At 60.0% G+C, this 18,653-nt stretch carries 10 protein-coding genes and 2 pseudogenes; 11 read left to right on the top strand and 1 reads right to left on the bottom strand.

The genetic code is table 11. The features are described 5' to 3' along the window. Positions 1-127: 127 nt before the first annotated feature. The 7 genes from FHX14_RS12605 (at position 128) to lpdA (ending at position 8,190) form a co-directional block, all read left to right on the top strand. Positions 128-895 (top strand): 3-hydroxyacyl-CoA dehydrogenase, encoded by a 768-nt coding sequence (locus FHX14_RS12605; protein WP_184377299.1) that lies wholly within the window; start codon positions 128-130, stop codon positions 893-895. A 20-nt stretch (positions 896-915) separates the two neighbouring features. Further along, entirely contained in the window at positions 916-2,103 is a 1,188-nt protein-coding gene (locus tag FHX14_RS12600; RefSeq protein WP_184377298.1) for an acetyl-CoA C-acyltransferase, read from the top strand. A gap of 14 nt (positions 2,104-2,117) precedes the next feature. Continuing rightward, positions 2,118-3,245: an acyl-CoA dehydrogenase family protein gene (locus FHX14_RS12595; protein ID WP_184377297.1), complete on the top strand. Its 1,128-nt coding sequence runs from the start codon at positions 2,118-2,120 to the stop codon at positions 3,243-3,245. Between the two features lie 63 nt (positions 3,246-3,308). Next, on the top strand, positions 3,309-4,541 hold the full coding sequence (locus FHX14_RS12590; RefSeq protein ID WP_003591701.1) for a 3-methyl-2-oxobutanoate dehydrogenase (2-methylpropanoyl-transferring) subunit alpha: 1,233 nt from the start codon (positions 3,309-3,311) through the stop codon (positions 4,539-4,541). Position 4,542: 1 nt separating this feature from the next. After that, complete coding sequence (locus FHX14_RS12585; RefSeq protein ID WP_184377296.1) at positions 4,543-5,556, top strand: alpha-ketoacid dehydrogenase subunit beta; 1,014 nt, start codon at positions 4,543-4,545, stop codon at positions 5,554-5,556. Between the two features lie 3 nt (positions 5,557-5,559). Continuing rightward, positions 5,560-6,789: a dihydrolipoamide acetyltransferase family protein gene (locus FHX14_RS12580; RefSeq protein ID WP_184377295.1), complete on the top strand. Its 1,230-nt coding sequence runs from the start codon at positions 5,560-5,562 to the stop codon at positions 6,787-6,789. A 3-nt stretch (positions 6,790-6,792) separates the two neighbouring features. Then, the gene (gene lpdA / locus FHX14_RS12575; RefSeq protein ID WP_184377294.1) at positions 6,793-8,190 is read left to right on the top strand and encodes a dihydrolipoyl dehydrogenase; all 1,398 of its coding nucleotides are present in this window, start codon (positions 6,793-6,795) and stop codon (positions 8,188-8,190) included. Positions 8,191-8,276: 86 nt separating this feature from the next. On the opposite strand, the pseudogene FHX14_RS33025 reads toward lpdA, so the two are convergent. Continuing rightward, a pseudogene (locus FHX14_RS33025) lies at positions 8,277-8,357 on the bottom strand (slipin family protein); the annotation flags it as partial. Between the two features lie 14 nt (positions 8,358-8,371). Here FHX14_RS33025 and FHX14_RS12570 point away from each other — a divergent pair. From FHX14_RS12570 to FHX14_RS12555, 4 genes and pseudogenes are all read left to right on the top strand, one after another. Continuing rightward, entirely contained in the window at positions 8,372-8,545 is a 174-nt protein-coding gene (locus tag FHX14_RS12570; protein WP_184377293.1) for a hypothetical protein, read from the top strand. Between the two features lie 879 nt (positions 8,546-9,424). Then, positions 9,425-10,062: pseudogene (locus FHX14_RS12565) on the top strand (ATP-dependent DNA ligase); the annotation flags it as partial. A gap of 95 nt (positions 10,063-10,157) precedes the next feature. Then, on the top strand, positions 10,158-10,337 hold the full coding sequence (locus FHX14_RS12560; protein ID WP_184377292.1) for a DUF3606 domain-containing protein: 180 nt from the start codon (positions 10,158-10,160) through the stop codon (positions 10,335-10,337). Between the two features lie 1,363 nt (positions 10,338-11,700). After that, positions 11,701-18,630 carry a hypothetical protein gene (locus FHX14_RS12555; RefSeq protein ID WP_246713385.1) on the top strand — a complete coding sequence of 2,310 codons (6,930 nt, stop codon included), beginning with the start codon at positions 11,701-11,703 and terminating at the stop codon, positions 18,628-18,630. Positions 18,631-18,653: the final 23 nt, after the last annotated feature.

Raw genomic sequence — 18,653 nt, 5'->3', positions numbered from 1 at the left:
GCGCTATGGCAAAACTGCTCGAAACAATGAAGCAGTTCTGTCATCGCTTGCAATAGGTGGAGCGAATAAAATCATGCCTGTCGGTTGCGCCTGGAGGAGGGCGCGGCCGGCAGGGAGGAACAGGTTCATGCTGATCCGTGGAGCAAGTTTCATCGTCACCGGCGGCAGTTCCGGCTTGGGTGCGGCGACGGCACGTGCGCTCGTCGAGGCCGGCGGGCGTGTGACGATCGCCGATCTCAATATGCAGGCGGGCGAAGAGATCGCCCGGCAATTCGGCAGCGATGCCCGCTTCGTCAAGGCGGATGTCAGTGATGGCGAGGAAGGGGCGGCAGTGGTTGCCGCTGCGGTGGAAGCCTTCGGCGGTTTGCGCGGATTGGTGAATTGCGCGGGCGTGGCGCCGGCCGAAAAGGTGATCGGCCGCGATGGGCCGCACCGGCTGGAGAGTTTCGCACGCACCATCGGCATCAATCTCATCGGCACATTCAACATGATCCGGCTTGCCGCCGAAGCCATCCGGAATGCGGAGCCGGATGCGGAAGGCGAACGCGGCGTCATCGTCAATACGGCTTCGGTCGCCGCCTTCGACGGCCAGATCGGCCAGGCGGCCTATGCCGCCTCCAAGGGCGGAGTGGCGGCGATGACCCTGCCTGTTGCCCGCGAGCTTGCCCGCCACGGCATTCGCGTCGTCTCGATCGCGCCCGGCATTTTCGAGACGCCGATGATGGCTGATATGCCGGCCGAGGTTCAGGCAGCACTCGGCAAGAGCGTGCCCTTTCCGCCGCGGCTCGGCCGGCCGGCGGAGTTTGCCGGGCTGGTGCGCCATATCTTTGAAAACAACATGATGAACGGCGAGGTCATCCGCCTCGACGGCGCATTGCGGATGGGCGCGCGTTGAGCGCCGCCCAAGGAGGAAAGATGGTTTTGCAGGATCCTATCGTCATCACCGGTGCGGCGCGCACCCCGATCGGCAGCTTTCAGGGAGAGTTGAAGGAGGCGACGGCGCCGGAGCTCGGAGCAGCGGCGATCCGCGCAGCACTTGAGCGCAGCCGCGTCGAAGCCGAGGCGATCGAGGAGGTCGTCTTCGGCTGCGTGCTGGCTGCGGGGCAGGGGCAGGCGCCGGCGCGTCAGGCGGCCATCCATGCCGGTCTGCCCTTTGCGACGGCGGCGAGCACCGTCAACAAGATGTGCGGCTCCGGCATGAAGGCTGTCATGATGGCGCATGACCTGATTGCCGCCGGCAGCGCTTCTGCGACGGTCGCAGGCGGCATGGAAAGCATGACGAACGCGCCCTATCTCCTTGATCGAGCCCGCGCTGGCTACAGGCTCGGCCATGGGCGGGTCGTGGATCATATGTTCCTCGACGGGCTGGAGGATGCTTATGACAAGGGGCGCTTGATGGGCAGCTTCGCGGAGGATTGCGCCGAGGCCTATCAGTTCACGCGCGAGGCGCAGGATACCTACGCCATCGCTTCGCTGACGCGGGCGCAGAAGGCGATCGCCGATGGCTGTTTCGAAAGCGAGATCGTGCCTGTCACGGTGAAATCGGGCAAGGCCGAGCAGGTGGCGAGCCGCGACGAACAGCCGGGGAAGGCCAGGCTCGACAAGATCCCGACGCTGAAACCGGCTTTCCGCGACGACGGCACGGTGACTGCGGCCAATTCCAGCTCGATCTCCGATGGCGCGGCAGCCCTGGTGCTGATGCGCCGCTCCGAGGCGGAGCGGCGCGGCCTGACGCCGCTCGCCACGATCCTCGGCCACGCCACGCATTCGCAGGCACCCAATCTTTTCGCCACCGCGCCGATCGGCGCGCTGCAGAAGCTCTCCGCCCGGACCGGCCTGGCGCTTTCCGACGTCGATCTCTTCGAAATCAACGAGGCATTCGCCGTCGTCGCCATGGCGGCGATGCGCGATCTCGACCTGCCGCATGAAAAGGTCAACGTGCATGGCGGCGCCTGCGCGCTCGGCCATCCGATCGGCGCATCGGGGGCCCGGATTTTGGTGACGCTGCTTTCGGCGCTGCAGCGATACGGACTGAAGCGCGGCATGGCCGCGCTCTGCATCGGCGGCGGCGAGGCGACGGCTGTCGCCATCGAGCGGCACTAGGGGAGGAAGGTGAGATGATCCTGTCCGAACTTCAGCAGCAGATCACAGATCTCGCCCGCGACTTTGCCCGTGACCGGCTGGCGCCGGGAGCGGCCAAACGCGACCGGGAGCATCTCTTCCCGCGCGAGGAACTGAAGGAGATGGGCGAACTCGGCCTGCTCGGCATGCTGGTGCCGGAGGCCTATGGCGGGTCGGATACCGGCGTTATCGCCTATGCCGCAGCACTCGAGGAGATTGCCGCGGGCGACGGGCCGTGCTCGACGATCATGAGCGTGCACAGCTCCGTCGGCTGCGTGCCGATCCTGAAATTCGGCACCGAGGAACAGCGGCAGCGCTTCCTGCCGAAACTGGCAAGCGGCGAATGGATCGGCGGCTTTGCGCTGACCGAGCCGCAGGCCGGTTCAGACGCCTCGAACCTGAAAACCCGGGCGCGGCGAGACGGCGATCATTACGTGATCGATGGCGCCAAACAGTTCATCACCTCGGGAAAGAACGGCAATGTCATCATCGTCTTTGCCGTCACCGATCCCGATGCCGGCAAGAAGGGTATCACCGCCTTCATCGTGCCGACGGATACACCGGGCTACGAGGTGATCCGCGTCGAGGAAAAGCTCGGCCTGCATTCCACCGACACCTGCCAGATCGCTTTCAACGCGATGCGTATCCCCGTCGACCTGAGGCTCGGAGCGGAAGGCGAAGGTTATCGCATCGCGCTCGCCAATCTCGAGGGCGGGCGGATCGGCATCGCCGCGCAGGCGGTCGGCATGGCACGGGCCGCCTTCGAGGCGGCGCGCGATTACGCTAGGGAACGCACGGCTTTCGGCAAGCCGATTTTCGAGCATCAGGCCGTCGCCTTCCGCCTTGCCGATATGGCGGTGCGGATCGAGGCGGCGCGCCAACTGGTCTTTCACGCCGCTGCCTTGAGGGAGGCCGAACTGCCCTGCCTGTCGGAGGCCTCGATGGCGAAACTCTTTGCCTCCGAAATGGCCGAGCGCGTCTGCTCCGACGCGATCCAGATCCATGGCGGCTATGGCTACATGGCTGATTACCCGGTCGAGCGCATCTATCGCGATGTGCGCATTTGCCAGATCTATGAGGGAACGAGCGACGTGCAGCGCATGGTGATCGCCCGCAATCTATAAGAATGACATCCGGCCCGCTTCCGGGGAGAGGGGCGTGGCCGGCAAAGGGAGGAAAGAAAAAACATGGTGGATTCCGCTCGTTTGAGCCTGCACGTCCCCGAACCCGCCGTCCGTCCGGGCGGCCAGCCCGATTTTTCCAACGTCAAGATCGCCAAGGCCGGTTCCGTGCCGCGGCCAGAGGTGGATGTCGCCTCGGAAGATATCCGCGATCTCGCCTATTCGATCATCCGCGTCTTGAACCGCGACGGCGAGGCGGTCGGCCCCTGGGCAGGATCGCTCTCCGACGAGGAGCTGCTGACCGGGCTTCGCAATATGATGAAGCTGCGCGCCTTCGATGCCCGCATGCTGATGGCACAACGCCAGGGCAAGACTTCCTTTTACATGCAGCATCTCGGCGAAGAAGCCGTCAGCTGCGCCTTCCGCAAGGCGCTCATCAAGGGAGACATGAATTTCCCGACTTATCGCCAGGCGGGCCTCTTGATTGCCGACGACTATCCCATGGTCGAGATGATGAACCAGATCTATTCGAACGAGAGCGACCCCTTACGCGGCCGGCAGCTACCGATCATGTATTCGTCCAAGGAGCACGGCTTCTTTACCATCTCCGGCAATCTCGCCACCCAATATGTCCAGGCCGTCGGCTGGGCGATGGCTTCGGCGATCAAGAACGACAGCCGCATCGCTGCCGCCTGGATCGGCGACGGATCGACGGCGGAATCCGATTTCCATTCGGCGCTCGTCTTCGCCTCGACCTATAAGGCGCCTGTCATTCTCAACATCGTCAACAATCAATGGGCGATTTCGACCTTTCAAGGCATCGCCCGCGGCGGTTCCGGCACCTTTGCCGCCCGCGGCCTCGGCTTCGGCATTCCGGCGCTCAGGGTCGACGGAAACGACTATCTCGCCGTCCATGCTGTCGCCCGCTGGGCGGCCGAGCGGGCGCGGCGCAATCTCGGACCGACGCTGATCGAATATGTCACCTATCGCGTCGGGGCCCATTCGACCTCCGATGATCCGAGCGCCTATCGGCCGAAGACGGAATCTGAGGCCTGGCCGCTCGGCGATCCCGTGCTGCGGCTGAAGAAACATCTGATCGTCAAGGGCGCATGGTCGGAGGAGCGGCATGTACAGGCGGAAGCCGAAATCATGGACGAAGTGATCGAGGCGCAGCGTCAGGCTGAAGCGCATGGCACGTTGCATGCCGGCGGCAGGCCTTCGGTGCGCGATATTTTCGAGGGCGTCTATGCCGAGATGCCGCCGCATATCCGCCGCCAGCGGCAGAAGGCGGGGTACTGACATGACCAGGATGACGATGATCGAGGCGGTGCGTAGCGCCATGGATGTCTCGATGGCGAAGGACGACAATGTCGTGGTTTTCGGCGAGGATGTCGGCTATTTCGGTGGCGTTTTCCGCAGCACGCAAGGGCTGCAGGCAAAATACGGCAGAACCCGCTGCTTCGATACGCCGATCAGCGAATCCGGCATCGTCGGCACGGCGATCGGCATGGCGGCCTATGGGCTGAAGCCCTGCGTCGAAATCCAGTTCGCCGATTATATGTATCCGGCCTATGACCAGCTGACGCAGGAGGCGGCGCGCATCCGCTACCGTTCCAACGGCGATTTCACCTGCCCGATCGTTGTGCGTATGCCCGCAGGCGGCGGCATCTTCGGCGGCCAGACGCACAGCCAGAGCCCGGAAGCGCTCTTCACCCATGTCTGCGGGCTGAAGGTGATCGTGCCGTCGAACCCTTATGACGCCAAAGGCCTGCTGATCGCGGCGATCGAGGATCCGGATCCCGTGATGTTCCTGGAGCCGAAGCGGCTCTATAACGGCCCCTTTGACGGCCATCACGAGCGGCCCGTCACACCCTGGTCGAAACATGATCTCGGCGAGGTGCCCGACGGTCATTACACGATCCCGATCGGCAAGGCGGAAGTACGGCGCGCGGGATCGGCGGTGACCGTGGTTGCCTACGGCACGATGGTGCATGTGGCGCTTGCCGCCGCCGACGATGCCGGCATCGACGCCGAAGTGATCGATTTGAGAAGCCTGCTGCCGCTCGACCTCGATACGATCGTCAAATCGGTTTCGAAGACCGGGCGCTGCGTCGTCGTCCATGAGGCAACGCTGACCTCGGGCTTCGGCGCGGAGGTGGCAGCCCTGGTGCAGGAACATTGCTTCTATCATCTCGAAGCCCCGGTTGTGCGCGTCGCCGGCTGGGATACACCCTATCCGCATGCGCAGGAGTGGGATTATTTCCCTGGTCCCGGCCGTGTCGGGCGGGCGCTTGCCGAAGTCATGGAGGCCTGAGCCATGGGCGAATTCATCATCAAGATGCCCGATGTCGGGGAAGGCGTCGCCGAGGCCGAGCTTGTCGAATGGCATGTGAAGGCGGGAGATCCGGTCCGCGAGGACATGGTGATCGCCGCCGTCATGACCGACAAGGCGACGGTGGAAATTCCCTCTCCCGTCAATGGCACCGTCATCTGGCTTGCCGGCGAGGTCGGAGACCGTATTGCGGTCAAGGCGCCGCTGGTGCGGATCGAGACGGCGGGCGATGCCGGCGAGGCCCAGCCCGTGCGGATCTCGCAGGCGCCGGTTGCCGAGACGGCGAAAGTCGGGACTGTGAAGCCTGCCCCGGCCGCGCCGGCTCCTGCGGCTGCACCGGCTGAAAAGCCTCTGGCCGCTCCCTCCGTGCGGCTCTTCGCCAGAGAAAGCGGCGTCGATCTCAGGCAGGTGCAGGCGAGCGGACCGGCCGGGCGCATTCTGCGCGAGGATATCGAGCAGTTCCTCGCCCAGGGGACTGCTCCCGCGGCGGCCAAGAACGGCTTTGCCAGGAAGACGGCGACCGAGGAGATCAAGCTGACCGGCCTGCGCCGCCGCATTGCCGAGAAAATGGTGCTCTCCACCTCGCGCATCCCCCACATCACCTATGTGGAGGAAGTCGATATGACTGCGCTCGAGGAATTGCGCGCCACCATGAACGGCGACCGCAGGGAAGGTCATCCGAAGCTGACGGTTCTGCCCTTCCTGATGCGGGCGCTGGTCAAGGCGATATCCGAGCAGCCCGAGGTCAACGCCACGTTCGACGACGATGCCGGCATTATCACACGTTATAGCGCCGTCCATATCGGCATCGCGACGCAGACGCCGGCCGGTCTGACCGTGCCGGTGGTGCGGCATGCGGAAGCCCGCGGCATCTGGGATTGCGCCGCCGAGATGAACCGGCTGGCGGAAGCGGCGCGCTCGGGCACGGCGACGCGCGACGAGCTTTTGGGCTCGACGATCACCATCAGCTCGCTCGGCGCGCTCGGCGGCATCGTCTCGACGCCGGTCATCAATCATCCTGAAGTGGCGATCATCGGCGTCAACAAGATTGCGACGCGCCCCGTCTGGGACGGCGCGCAATTCGTGCCGCGCAAGATGATGAACCTCTCCTCCAGCTTCGATCATCGCATCATCGACGGCTGGGATGCGGCGACCTTCGTGCAGCGCGTCCGCACGCTGCTCGAAACCCCGGCGCTCATTTTCATCGAAGGCTGAGCCATGAAAGAAATTGTCTGCAAGCTCCTCGTCATCGGCGCCGGTCCGGGCGGTTATGTCTGTGCCATCCGCGCCGGCCAGCTCGGCATCGATACCGTCATCGTCGAGGCCGGCAAGCCGGGCGGCACCTGCCTGACGGTCGGCTGCATACCCTCCAAGGCGTTGATCCATGCGGCCGAGGAATTCGACGCGACGCAAAAGATGCTCGCCGGCAAGAACCCGATGGGCATCCGCGTCGAAGGCGCCTCGATCGATCTTGGCAGGACGATTGCCTGGAAGGACGGCATTGTCGGCCGGCTCACAGGCGGCGTCTCGGGGTTACTGCAGAAGTCTCGGGTCAAGATCGTCCACGGTCGGGCTCACTTCCGCGATGGCAAGACGGTGGAGGTGGAGACGGAGACCGGCCAGCAGATCATCCGCGCCGAGACCGTGGTGATCGCCACCGGCTCCGATCCGGTGGAGCTTGCCAACCTGCCGTTCGGCGGCCGGGTCATTTCCTCGACGGAGGCGCTGTCGCTGACGGAGCTGCCGAAGAAACTCGTCGTGGTCGGCGGCGGCTATATCGGGCTGGAGCTCGGAACGGCTTTTGCCAAGATGGGCTCGGCGGTGACGGTCGTCGAGGCGACACCACAGGTGCTGCCGCTCTATGATGCCGAGCTGGTGCGGCCCGTCCTGCGCAGGCTGAGCGAAATGGGTATCCGCGTGTTGACGGGTGCGAAGGCGATCGGTCTTACCGATAATGGCGAGGCACTGCTCGCCGAAACCTCCGATGGCCGGCGAGAGACCCTGCCGGCGGAGCGCATTCTCGTCACCGTCGGCCGCCGCCCGCGGACGGCCGGTTCCGGTCTCGAAGAGCTCGATCTCGATCGCGCCGGCCCTTATCTGAGGATCGACGACCGCTGCCGCACCTCAATGCGCGGGATCTATGCGATCGGCGACGTCACCGGCGAGCCGATGCTGGCTCATCGGGCCATGGCGCAAGGGGAGATGGTGGCCGAGATCATCGCGGGCAAGAAGCGCGCCTGGGACAAGCGCTGCATTCCGGCCATCTGTTTCACCGATCCGGAGATCGTCAGCGCCGGCCTTTCGCCGGCGGAGGCGCGGGCGCAAGGCTATGAAATCCGCACCGGCCAGTTTCCGTTCAGCGCCAACGGACGGGCGATGACGATGGTCTCGGAGGAGGGCTTCGTGCGTGTCGTTGCCCGCGCCGACACCAACCTCGTTCTCGGCATCCAGGCAGTGGGGGCAGGTGTCTCCGAACTCTCGGCGGCTTTTGCGCTGGCGATCGAAATGGGCGCGCGCCTGGAAGATATCGCCGGCACGATCCACGCGCATCCGACCCGCAGCGAAGCGGTGATGGAGGCGGCGCTGAAAGCCATGGGAAGCGCTCTGCATATTTAAGCCGAGCTGGCAAAGACCACGGGGCGGCGGCGTTCCGACAGACTGCCAGCTTCTTATCATCGATGAGCTACGCCAGTGCCGTTCGATCACTTCGGCTTAACGGCCATCAGATTGCCGAGCTCCATCGGGAAGGGAAACAAAATCGTCGAAGTCTTCTCGCTGGCGATCGAAGGAGGCATAAATGGTTAATTTCGATGAGGGTTCGAAAGACCCTTACTGGCGATCCGTGCGACCTGCGACTGCTTTCGGCCCCATTGCAGGCTTTCGGTCATGCTTTGATTTTGGTGCCGACAAGAAGCAATCGGGGCAGTGCAGCAACGGACGATTAATTCCTGAAGCGCGGCGCGATTATTGACACCATCAAAAAAGCGAAGAGCGCACGAACGCCGCCCAAAAGCGTGCGGGAGAAGCCAAATACCATGACGCAGTTTCCTGCGGCTGCCCTAATGCAAACTGCGGCGCATTTCACATCTTGAGATCAGAACGTCAACTTCCGTCGCGCGACGAAGCTCAAGAAGCACTGGTCGCCCAGCGGCGGCAGAGAAAGTTGGCTCGGAATTAGTCGGCCTCAACAGCCAGAGTATTCGGTCCGCCTATTTAACCAATATTCGTCTTGCAGGTTTTCCCGCATATACTGGTCGAAAAGACTGAATGGCACATTGGCCGGACTTAGAGTGGGATCATCCGCCCCTGCCCCTTTAATGGCGTGCACCCAAAATGATTGATGGAACGCCCATGCTATGAGGCTGAGCCATTCGTCCTCACAGCCCAACTTTTCTTCGAGAGGCCAATACACCCTGTTGAGGGCTTCGCGCTTGTCACCAGTGTGAGGTATTATTTCAGGCCAAAGCGCTCTGGCCCGCTCAAATAGTTCATGCGGGCTCATCAAGCCTCCAAAGTGTAACGGTTTCCATATCAGGTAAACTCGCCCTAAATATCGGTGTTTCTACACTCCCCGCGTAATGTTTGGAAAGTCCATTTTTGGCGCTTTGCGGAGGAAGCGCAATGATGGCTACCTCGCAACATTGTCACTAACCCGATCAATGTCAGCGGCATTGTGGAACGCTTTTTCTGTTTCGACTCAGAGGCTTAAATCGCTCTTGGTGGTCTTTGCTACCTAATGCCGCTCATTTCAGCGGTTCAGACACTATGGTCAGTGTCCTAAAAGCAGCCATCGAGCTGAACGCCATAAAACTCAAAAACGACAGCAACGCCGCAGGATTATCTCACCGACGTCCTCACGAAGATCGCCAACGGTCACAGCCAGATCGACTGGACGGAGCGTTTCCCCTCGATCGTCGCGGCGGCCAAGAGCTTGTCCGTCTCGACCGCGATTTGCATGGTGAGGCCGTCGTGCTCGACACGCAAGGCCGGTCCGATTTCGGCATGCTTCAGCAGCTCTCGGCGGGCGAGGCGGCGCAAGACAGTCTCGCGAAGCAATCCTGATGACGTTTGACCTCCGCTATTTCGACGGTCACGACATCACCGGCACCGACCTCGCCTCTCGCCGGCATCTCCTCGATGGGCTCGTGCCGCCTGGCGGCGAGGAGGCGATCACGCTCTCGGAAGAAATCGAAGTGGATGGCGAACACTTCTGCGCATTGCGTGCGAGCATGGGCGCCAAAGATCGCAACAGGACCTATCGCAGCGGCCGACGTCTGAAGCTCAAATGCCTACAGCGCGACGGCTTCCTCATCGTCGGCTATGAGAAGGCGACGGCGTCGCTCGGGGGGCATCGGGAGGCTGCTGCTTGCCGCCCGTAAAGGGAATGAGCTCGTCTATGTCGGCGAAGTCGGAACCGGTTTCAATGAGAGTTCTGCGAGCGAGCTCCGGCAGCAGATGGGCAAGCTAGTCATCGGTAGGTCTGCCGTTGCTGGTTGCGCCATCGGAACAGCTCACCGCTGCGCAGGAACTTCGTCGATCTCAGAAGGTTTAGCCGTTTCATAGCCATGAGACGGAGGTTTGAGATGTCCAAAAGTCCACGAAGCCGCAATCAAGATCGAGCCCGCGTCGCGGCTGGCCAAGATCACGAGGTCCGCTATGAAGCGAAGAAGGAGGGCGTCTCCAAACAGGAGGTCAAAGAGACTGTGAAGGAAGTTGGAAACAGCCGTAAGAAGGTTGAGGACGCCTTGGATCGCAAGGGCTAAGGTGTCCCAGATTAGCCGGGCTTGGAAGTAATTGATGCCGACCCGATGTGGGCTGGGGCATAGAATCCCATCGGCTGCTACTTCAGAAGTGCCGCGCAGAAAGACATCCGGGAAATGGCATTTCACATAATTGGAGGCACGGCGATCAGCGGGGAGAACGCGGCATGGCTTTCCGCCGCATTGTCATCGCGCACGCCGGCGACCTTCGCTCATGATTATCTGCCATTTATCGTCGGTGCCGGCATCGGGTTGCTGAGGTCATCTATTCTCAATGTCCTCCCTTTGGGCTTTCTGGAATTGCGCAATTGCTTTTCTTCGGACTCGCGCCCGCACTTTGTGGTGCAGTGGTTGAGCGCCTTGGTCTGCAGCGTTCTAGCAAACGCTAAAATAGCTATCCCGAAGAACCTCCGTGTGACTTATTCCAATTTTCAGAGTCATTGGGGTTTAACTTTGTTCCCTCTTGGAAGATTATTCTGTTTTTGAAGTGTCGAATTCGCGAGCAATACGGCGTAAAATGCCTCATCCCTTCCGTATTTTTGGAACCATATTCTTTTTGTGCAGCTTCATTCGAAGACCATTGACCTGTTCAACCCAAACTGGCAACTTGGACAATCGTAGGGGCTGGGTTGATTTCCACAAATGGGCAATATTCTACATGCGTCTTCGGCGAACGCTTTTGATCGCTCTCTAAACGGCGGAAAATCGAACATCCATCCGATTATCAGGCTATTTCCAGAGCACGATATGCCGGCAGTGTGTGAAGCCATGCTTTAGAACCTTGCGGCGACTGTTTTTCGCTGCCGATGCTTTTCGAACCGGAATCCATTGGGGCACCCCGAAATCCTTTTTCCTATCCTCTTGGTACGGCGTGTACTGGGTCCGAGGAACATGCTGTCGGCCAATTCGCTGTGATTATGGGCGCAGTCTCTTCGAAATTGATCGGCCCACGAACCCGCGTTTGCTGGCGGTCCTCGGGAAAGGCGCAAGGTCGACGAATTGGTCTGTCCGCAATAGATGGCCCGCTCAAAGGAAGAACGATGTATTCGTATGCAGATTACTCAAATTATACCTGGGTTGTATTAATAGTTATCATTTTCTTTGTCGCGTTTTCGATCTTGATAAAAGAAGAAGTGCAAGAAATAATATTCTACAAAAGGAATAATTGGAATTTTGATATAGATAGCAGCATTGGTTCTGGCGTCTACAGAGGTGATTCTACTGACCCAAAAGATATTGCCTCAAATAAATCGAGAGTTTTATATGGGCGGCCCATTCTCATTGTCACGTCCTTAATTTTATGGATCGCGCCATTAATAGCATTGCTCAAATAACGTCAAATGAATTGCATAACCAGGGGGGCAAAATGGAAATATATGGTTCGCTCAGGTCAGGGGAGCTTCGGGGCTCGGGCTGGTCGATCAAGGGGCAACTGCAGGTCGGCTACAACGGGCGCTGGGGCCCTGTGTCGATCACCGCTTCCTGGCCTAGTTTGAGCAGCCCCTGGCCTAGTTCGGTTCAAGTTACCGCGGGCTATTTCGCTGTGCTTGGCCTGTTCAACCCGGAGTCCGGCGGCATCAAAGGGGTTGGGGCTGGGTTGGCTGCGACAGCACCCCAGCTGAGAAATAGCTATCTGAGAAATAGCTATGGGACGGGGTTTCTTGGGCCGGTTTTGGGTGAGGAGGGGTTAACTTTGACCGCGCGAGGATCGGGTGGAGGCCTGACTCGTTCTAACGGGACAAATATTAGGGTCCCGTCCTATGGTGTTGCTGCATCAATAACAATTATTGACAACGACCCCGTCAATGAACCTTATTTTTACGGCCCTGCTGCAAGCCCCACCCAGGTGTGGAGCCCTGAAGTACTTCATACGCGCCCCAACCCTCAGTGGGCCTACGATGCGAGATCACTCCAGCAGAAATTTGCCGATACACTCGTTGATTGGACAGGATGGGACACTCCCAAGGAGCAGATGCGTCCCGAGGATTGGGGTGGTTTTCGGGCTGCGGCGGCGCTGACGGCGGATGCAAAGTCCCAACTATCGCTTGACGCACGGGACGAGCGGGCGGCGGCCGTACGTGCGGCTGACCAGCGGGCTGGCCTGTCACTCGAAGCCCGAGACGAACGCGCCAGGACCGAAGTCAGTGTACCGGCGCATCGCGTTTCCGAGCCGCCTAACATTCAGCAGCAGCGCGGTGGGTCGCAACGGTCATACCGGCAGAGCGAGAACGATAGCATGTCGCGGCTGAGGGACTTCGAAAAACAGACGCAATCCCCGACTTCCCGGACAAGCGGCGGCCTTTCGCCAACAGAGCGCGACGAACGCAATGCTGCATCGAGGGCGCAGCATTCGCCGAACCCTAAGAGCATCAGTACGAGTAGGGGGCCGACTTACGCTGCCGATCATTCAACTCCAAAGACATCTTCTCAGCCAGCGCTACGGGACAACCAGTACACCAAGGGCTACGGGGGCGGTTGGGGACAAAGAAGTCCGGTTCTTCTTGATTTGACCGGCAGCGGCTTGAGCGTCGAGACCTTATCGACCTCTTCCAAGTTCGTTGATCTGGACGGCGACGGCTACCAGCATCGCACCGCTTGGGCGGGAACCGGCACCGGCGTTCTCGTCATCGACGCAAATAGCGACGGCAAGATCAGCCAATCGAACGAATTCGCCTTTACCGAATGGGATTCTTCGGCAACTGGTGACCTCGAGGCGCTGAAGCATGTCTTCGACACTAACGGCAACGGCAAGCTCGATGCCGGCGATGCCCAGTGGTCGAAGTTCCGGGTGGAGGTCAATGGCCAGCTTGTAACGCTCGACAGCCTCGGCATCACCTCTATCGACCTGACGCCGAAGGGCAGCGGCCAGACCTTCGAAGACGGCTCCGCCATCACCGGTACAACGACCTTCATCCGCGCCGACGGCACGACGGGAACGGTCGGCGACGCCAAGCTGGCGAACGACGATGCCGCCTATATCGTCAAGACCAGCAGCCTAACGAAGGCCGACAGTTCGGTCGAAAAGTCGATCCTTGCCTACAACAAGGATGGCAGCCTGGCCTTCCGCAACATCGTCACCACCAGCGCCGATGGCAGAAGCGTGCAGACGCAGTTCGACGACGACGGCAACGGCACGTTCGACCGCTCGCAGACCAATGTGCTGGCCATCGACGCTTCAGGTTTGCAGACGAAGATTGTCTCGAACTTCAATGCCGACGGATCGCTGAAGGATCGCACCACGACGATCACCAGCGCTGATCATCTGACGGTGACGACAACGGTCGATCTGGACGGCGACGGCATCATCGACCAGCGGCAGATTTATATCAAGAATGCCGACGGTTCGACCACGACGACTACGCAGCAACTTAGCGTCAACGGCACGGTTCTATTTGGGACAGCTGTCAGTGGTTCCGCGGACGACCTGACGAAGACAACCAGCCTCGACCGCGACGGCAACGGCGCCTACGACGACATTGTCACCGAGACCACGACGATCGCGGCCGATGGCGCCCGCAACAAAACGACCGTCGATCGCAGCGCGAACGGCACCGTCCTCTCGACTATTGATACAACGACGAGCGCCGACGGGCGCACAATTTCCGTGGAGACCGACACAGATGGCAACGGACTCGCGGAAACGCGAACTGTCACTATATCGACTGTGGCTGCATCCGGGGACGTGACGTTGCAGACCGCGACCTACAATACGGACGCCTCATCCACCTTGCGCTCAACAACGACGACGGTCACTACCGCTAATGGACTGTCGAAGACAATAACCGGCGACATGAATGGCGATAGCGTTATCGACTTCACCGACACCGATGTCACCGCGTTCGATGCCAGCGGCAACCGCACCCAGACGGTCCAGCGTCGCAGCGGCAACAATACAATCCTGTCTCAGACCGTGACGACAACCAGCGCCGACGGCAAGTCGATCACCATTGCCGGTGATGCCAATGGCGATGGCAAGAACGATAGCCTGACCACCATCCTGGTCGGCACCGATGGAAAGACAACCAGTACGGTCAGCACGCTCAACACCGACGGTTCGACGGTCGGCAAGACCGCAACCATTTCAACGGCGGATGGCCTGTCGAAGACCACAAGCACTGACGCCAATGGCGATAGCGTCAACGAACTCGTGGTCGAGGATGTCATCACCACTGAGGCCAACGGCAGCCGCACGGAAACGGTGACGTCGAAGAATGCCAACGGCGCGACGATCGCCACGACCATCACCAACACATCGACCGACAGCCTGACCCAGATCGTCAAGACCGATGCTGATGGTAATGGTGTGTTCGAGGAGACGGCGACCGATGTCATCGTGCTCGATGGCACTGGGAAGCGCACCGAAACGGTTAGCAGCACCAGCGCAAACGGAACACTTAACGCACAGACCATCACCGAAGTCAGCGCCGATCGCCGCACGACCACGGTCTCGACCGATGCCGATGGTGACGGCAAGATCGACACCCGCCAGGTCAAGGTCACCGCGTCGGACGGCTCGATCACGACGACGGAAACAGCTTTCACCCCGAATGATACCGTAACCGGCACGACCAGCAGCATCGTCACCGTGAGCGGCAACGGCCTGACGACGACCACAGCCGTCGACCTTAACCGCGATAGCCTCGCTGACCGAATCACGACCGACCAGACGGTGCTGAATGCCGACGGCAGTGAAACCCAGACGATCTCACTGACGAGCAGCAATGCCACGCTCCTCGACACGAAAACCATCGTCACCAGCGGCAATGACATGTCGATCACCACGAGCGAGGATCTCAATGGTGATGGAGTCGTTGACACCAGGACGACGGACATCACGACCTTCGACACCAACGGCAAGCAGTCTCAGACGACGTCGGATTATCGGGGAACGACGCTCGTCGGAACGACCAAGGTCACCACCAACCTCAACGGTCTTGATGGGTCGACCGAGTATGATCTGGATGGCAACGGAGCGGTCAACAGGACCTCGTCGTGGACGACAACGCCGCTCGATCCGGGCGGATCGACGACCAAGACTGAAACAGTCAGGGCAGCCGACGCCAACGCCACACTGCTCTCGCAGACGATCACCACCGTCAGCGCCGACAAGAAAACCACCACGGTGAGCTCGAAGATCGATGGCGATGCGGTTGTCGATCGCATGGAAACGATCACGATCGACAACGCCGGAACGAAGAAGGACGAAGTCAAGCAATATAATACGGCGGGCGCTCTCGAAAGCCAGGCCATCGTCACCACTTCCGATGACGGGTTGTCGAAAACCTCGAGCTCGGACCTTGACGGTAACGGCGTCTTCGAACTCGTCACCACCGATGTGACGGCCCTGAACGCCGACGGCAGCCGCACCCAGACGATCTCGAAGTCGGGGATCGGCAATGCGCTGATCTCCCGCACGACGGCAACCGTCAGCGCCAGCGGCCTGAGCAAGACGATAAACTGGGCCGATGCCACCGGCACTGTGGTTCGCTCCATGAGTGATGTCACCGTTCTCAACGCCGATGGCGGCACGACGGAGACCCTCTCCTACCGCAAAGCTGACGGAGCGCTCGAAAGCACGACCGTCACGACGGTCGCAGCGCACGGTCTCTCGTCCACCGTCACAGTCGACGTCGACGGCAATAACACCATCGACAAGAAGACGGTTACGACCAAGCAGGCTGACGGCTCGACCGTCCAGACGTTCAACGACTACGGCGCCAACGCAGTGCTTAAAGATTCCAAGAAGGTCACGACGTCTGCCGACGGACTGACACAAACCACTGAATACGACAGCGACGGCAATGGAACGGTCGAGAAGAAGACGACCGTCGCCACGGCTCTGAACGCCAATGGCAGCAAGACGACCAGGACGGACAATATCGTCGCCGGCGTAACCAAGAGCATCACGTTGACCGATGTGTCCGGCGATGGTCTGACTACGACCACCAAGTGGGACACCATCGGCACCGGTGGCGGTACGACCTTCGACAAAAGCCAGACCGATGTCACTGTGTTGAACGCCGATGGCTCAAAGACACAGACGATCAGCAATTTTACCGGCACGACGCTGACCAGCCGCTCTATAGTCACCACAAGCGCCAACGGACTTTCGATCACCACTCAGTTCGATCCGACAGGCAGCGGCGCCTACCAGACGACAACCGATGTCACGGTATTGAATGCTGATGGCACGAAAACCAGACGGATAGACCCCCCCGAGTCGGGCCCTACTCAGATCATTATGACTACAAGTGCGAACGGCCTGATAACTACATTCCTCGAACAAAGCGAGGATTTTCCCGGCCCCCCCGGCTCGATGTTTGTCCATCCGATCAGCAGAAACCAGGCCGCCACGACGACGACGACTATTCTGGCTGACGGTGCCATCCGCGAGATTGTCAATACGACGGAAAAAGGCGGAAATCGGATCGGCAAGGTCGTAACGTTGACCAGCGCCGACAAGCTCACTGTTACTGTCGATCGTGACGGCAATGGCGATGGCATCCTCGAGCAGCGTCAGCAGACTGTCACCGCCAATTCCGGCATCCAGACATCGGTCACGACCAACTTCAAGGCCGACGGAAAAACGGTCAGGGACAAGTCGACCGTGGTCGTGTCCGCCAATGGTCGTCAGAAGATGACCACTTGGGACTTTGACGGCAATGGCACGAACGACCGTCAGCGGGTAACGAATTTCACCGCCAATGCCGATGGAAGCAGCGCGACTATCATCTCGGACACGAATCTTCCGGCTGGCACTTTGGCTGCGAAGACAACGATTCTGACCTCTGCAGACGGAAGGGTGAAAACGACGTCGGTGGACACCAATGGCGACAACGCGAACGACCAGGTTGAAACCGCCACCATCGATCCAACCGGCGCCTCGGTCGCGGTGGTCACCAACAATGCAACAGCACGAGCTGTTTCCAACCTGACGCCGGGCGTCGTCTATTGGAAGCAGGCCATCGCCGCCAAGATCGAGACCACGACTTCGGCTGACGGTCGCACAGAGACCGCCAAATACGACTATGATGGCAATGGTGTCTACGAGACAATCATGCAGTCGACCACCGAGGTCAGCGGCTCCGTGATGACGAGAGTCACAGAAACAAATGCGAGTGGAGCGGTCACGGCCACGGGGACGATCTCCACCAGCGCCGATGGCCTAATGACTACGCTGTCCAAAGACAATGACAACAATGGCACTACTGATCATGCTGAGACAGCGGTCACCCATGCCGACGGATCGGTTACGCTGACCAAGATTGACTGGAACGCCTCTCGCGCCGTGACGCAAACTGTTGTCGAGGAGGTGCGGTCAACCGGTACGCTTGCCTATCGAAAAACGACAGATGAAACCGGCAGCGGTTTGAATTGGACCTACAGTGAGGAAAACTATGATGGCTGGGGTCGGCGTACGTCATCAAATGTCGTCTATGATAATAACACACGACTTGCGTACCAATACGATGCAACGAACACCAATTCCTGGTGGCAGAAGCAATATTCTTATACTGGGACGACGCTCGTTTGGCTGCGGGAATTTTGGGATAACGGTTGGCTGACGCACCGATCCTATGACTACGATCCTGGCAATAACTACTACCAATTTGCCTACGACTATGATGCGAGCGATACGTTAGTTCAAACGACAAAGTATTTCGACAATGGCAATTACGATGTCACCAGAGATGGTAAGACCTATCACTATAATTCGAGCGGTCAACTGATTGGCCCTGTACTTTTGGATCTCAACGGTGACGGCCACGTTGATCTTCGTCCGATCGATCTGACAAACATTATCGCCTCGCCGACGTTCGACTGGGACGGAGACGGTGTTCGCGATACGACGGCCTGGGCTGGTTCTTCCGATGGTTTCCTTGCCATCGATCTTGCAGCCGACGGAGCCGCAGGCCCAGACGGGGTTATCAATCAGGCAAAGGAGCTGGCTTTCTCACTTTGGGCTGAACAGGGCGAGACTGCGGGGACTATTTCGGACCTCGCTGGCGTCCGTCTTGTCTTCGATACGAACCATGACAACGTCTTGAATGTCGACGACGAGCGCTGGAATGAGTTTCGTATTTGGCGGGACGCTAATCAGAATGGTCTCACCGACCAAGGCGAACTCCTGACGATGACGGACGCCGGCATCAAGCTCATCAACCTGATGCCGACCACCGATGGATCTCAGGCATTCGCTGACGGTTCGACGATCACAGGCACCAGCTCCTACCAGAGGGTCGATGGCAAAGAGTATCTGGTCGGTGACGCAATGCTTTCGTTCCGGCCGAGTTAGACGTTCAATGTCGTATAAGAAGG

Origin of the sequence: Rhizobium sp. BK619, assembly GCF_014195245.1 — a bacterium.
Classification (GTDB): Bacteria; Pseudomonadota; Alphaproteobacteria; order Rhizobiales; family Rhizobiaceae; genus Rhizobium; species Rhizobium acidisoli.
Note: the sequence above shows the minus strand (reverse complement) of the source record. Positions and strands in the feature narration are given on the sequence as shown.

Excerpts from the sequence above, each read along its gene's own strand:
- FHX14_RS12555 (WP_246713385.1), top strand. The coding sequence starts at position 11,701 with ATGGAAATATATGGTTCGCTCAGGTCAGGGGAGCTTCGGGGCTCGGGC.
- FHX14_RS12580 (WP_184377295.1), top strand. The coding sequence starts at position 5,560 with ATGGGCGAATTCATCATCAAGATGCCCGATGTCGGGGAAGGCGTCGCC.
- FHX14_RS12585 (WP_184377296.1), top strand. The coding sequence starts at position 4,543 with ATGACCAGGATGACGATGATCGAGGCGGTGCGTAGCGCCATGGATGTC.
- FHX14_RS12590 (WP_003591701.1), top strand. The coding sequence starts at position 3,309 with ATGGTGGATTCCGCTCGTTTGAGCCTGCACGTCCCCGAACCCGCCGTC.
- FHX14_RS12605 (WP_184377299.1), top strand. The coding sequence starts at position 128 with ATGCTGATCCGTGGAGCAAGTTTCATCGTCACCGGCGGCAGTTCCGGC.
- FHX14_RS12600 (WP_184377298.1), top strand. The coding sequence starts at position 916 with ATGGTTTTGCAGGATCCTATCGTCATCACCGGTGCGGCGCGCACCCCG.
- FHX14_RS12595 (WP_184377297.1), top strand. The coding sequence starts at position 2,118 with ATGATCCTGTCCGAACTTCAGCAGCAGATCACAGATCTCGCCCGCGAC.
- FHX14_RS12560 (WP_184377292.1), top strand. The coding sequence starts at position 10,158 with ATGTCCAAAAGTCCACGAAGCCGCAATCAAGATCGAGCCCGCGTCGCG.
- FHX14_RS12570 (WP_184377293.1), top strand. The coding sequence starts at position 8,372 with ATGGTTAATTTCGATGAGGGTTCGAAAGACCCTTACTGGCGATCCGTG.
- lpdA (WP_184377294.1), top strand. The coding sequence starts at position 6,793 with ATGAAAGAAATTGTCTGCAAGCTCCTCGTCATCGGCGCCGGTCCGGGC.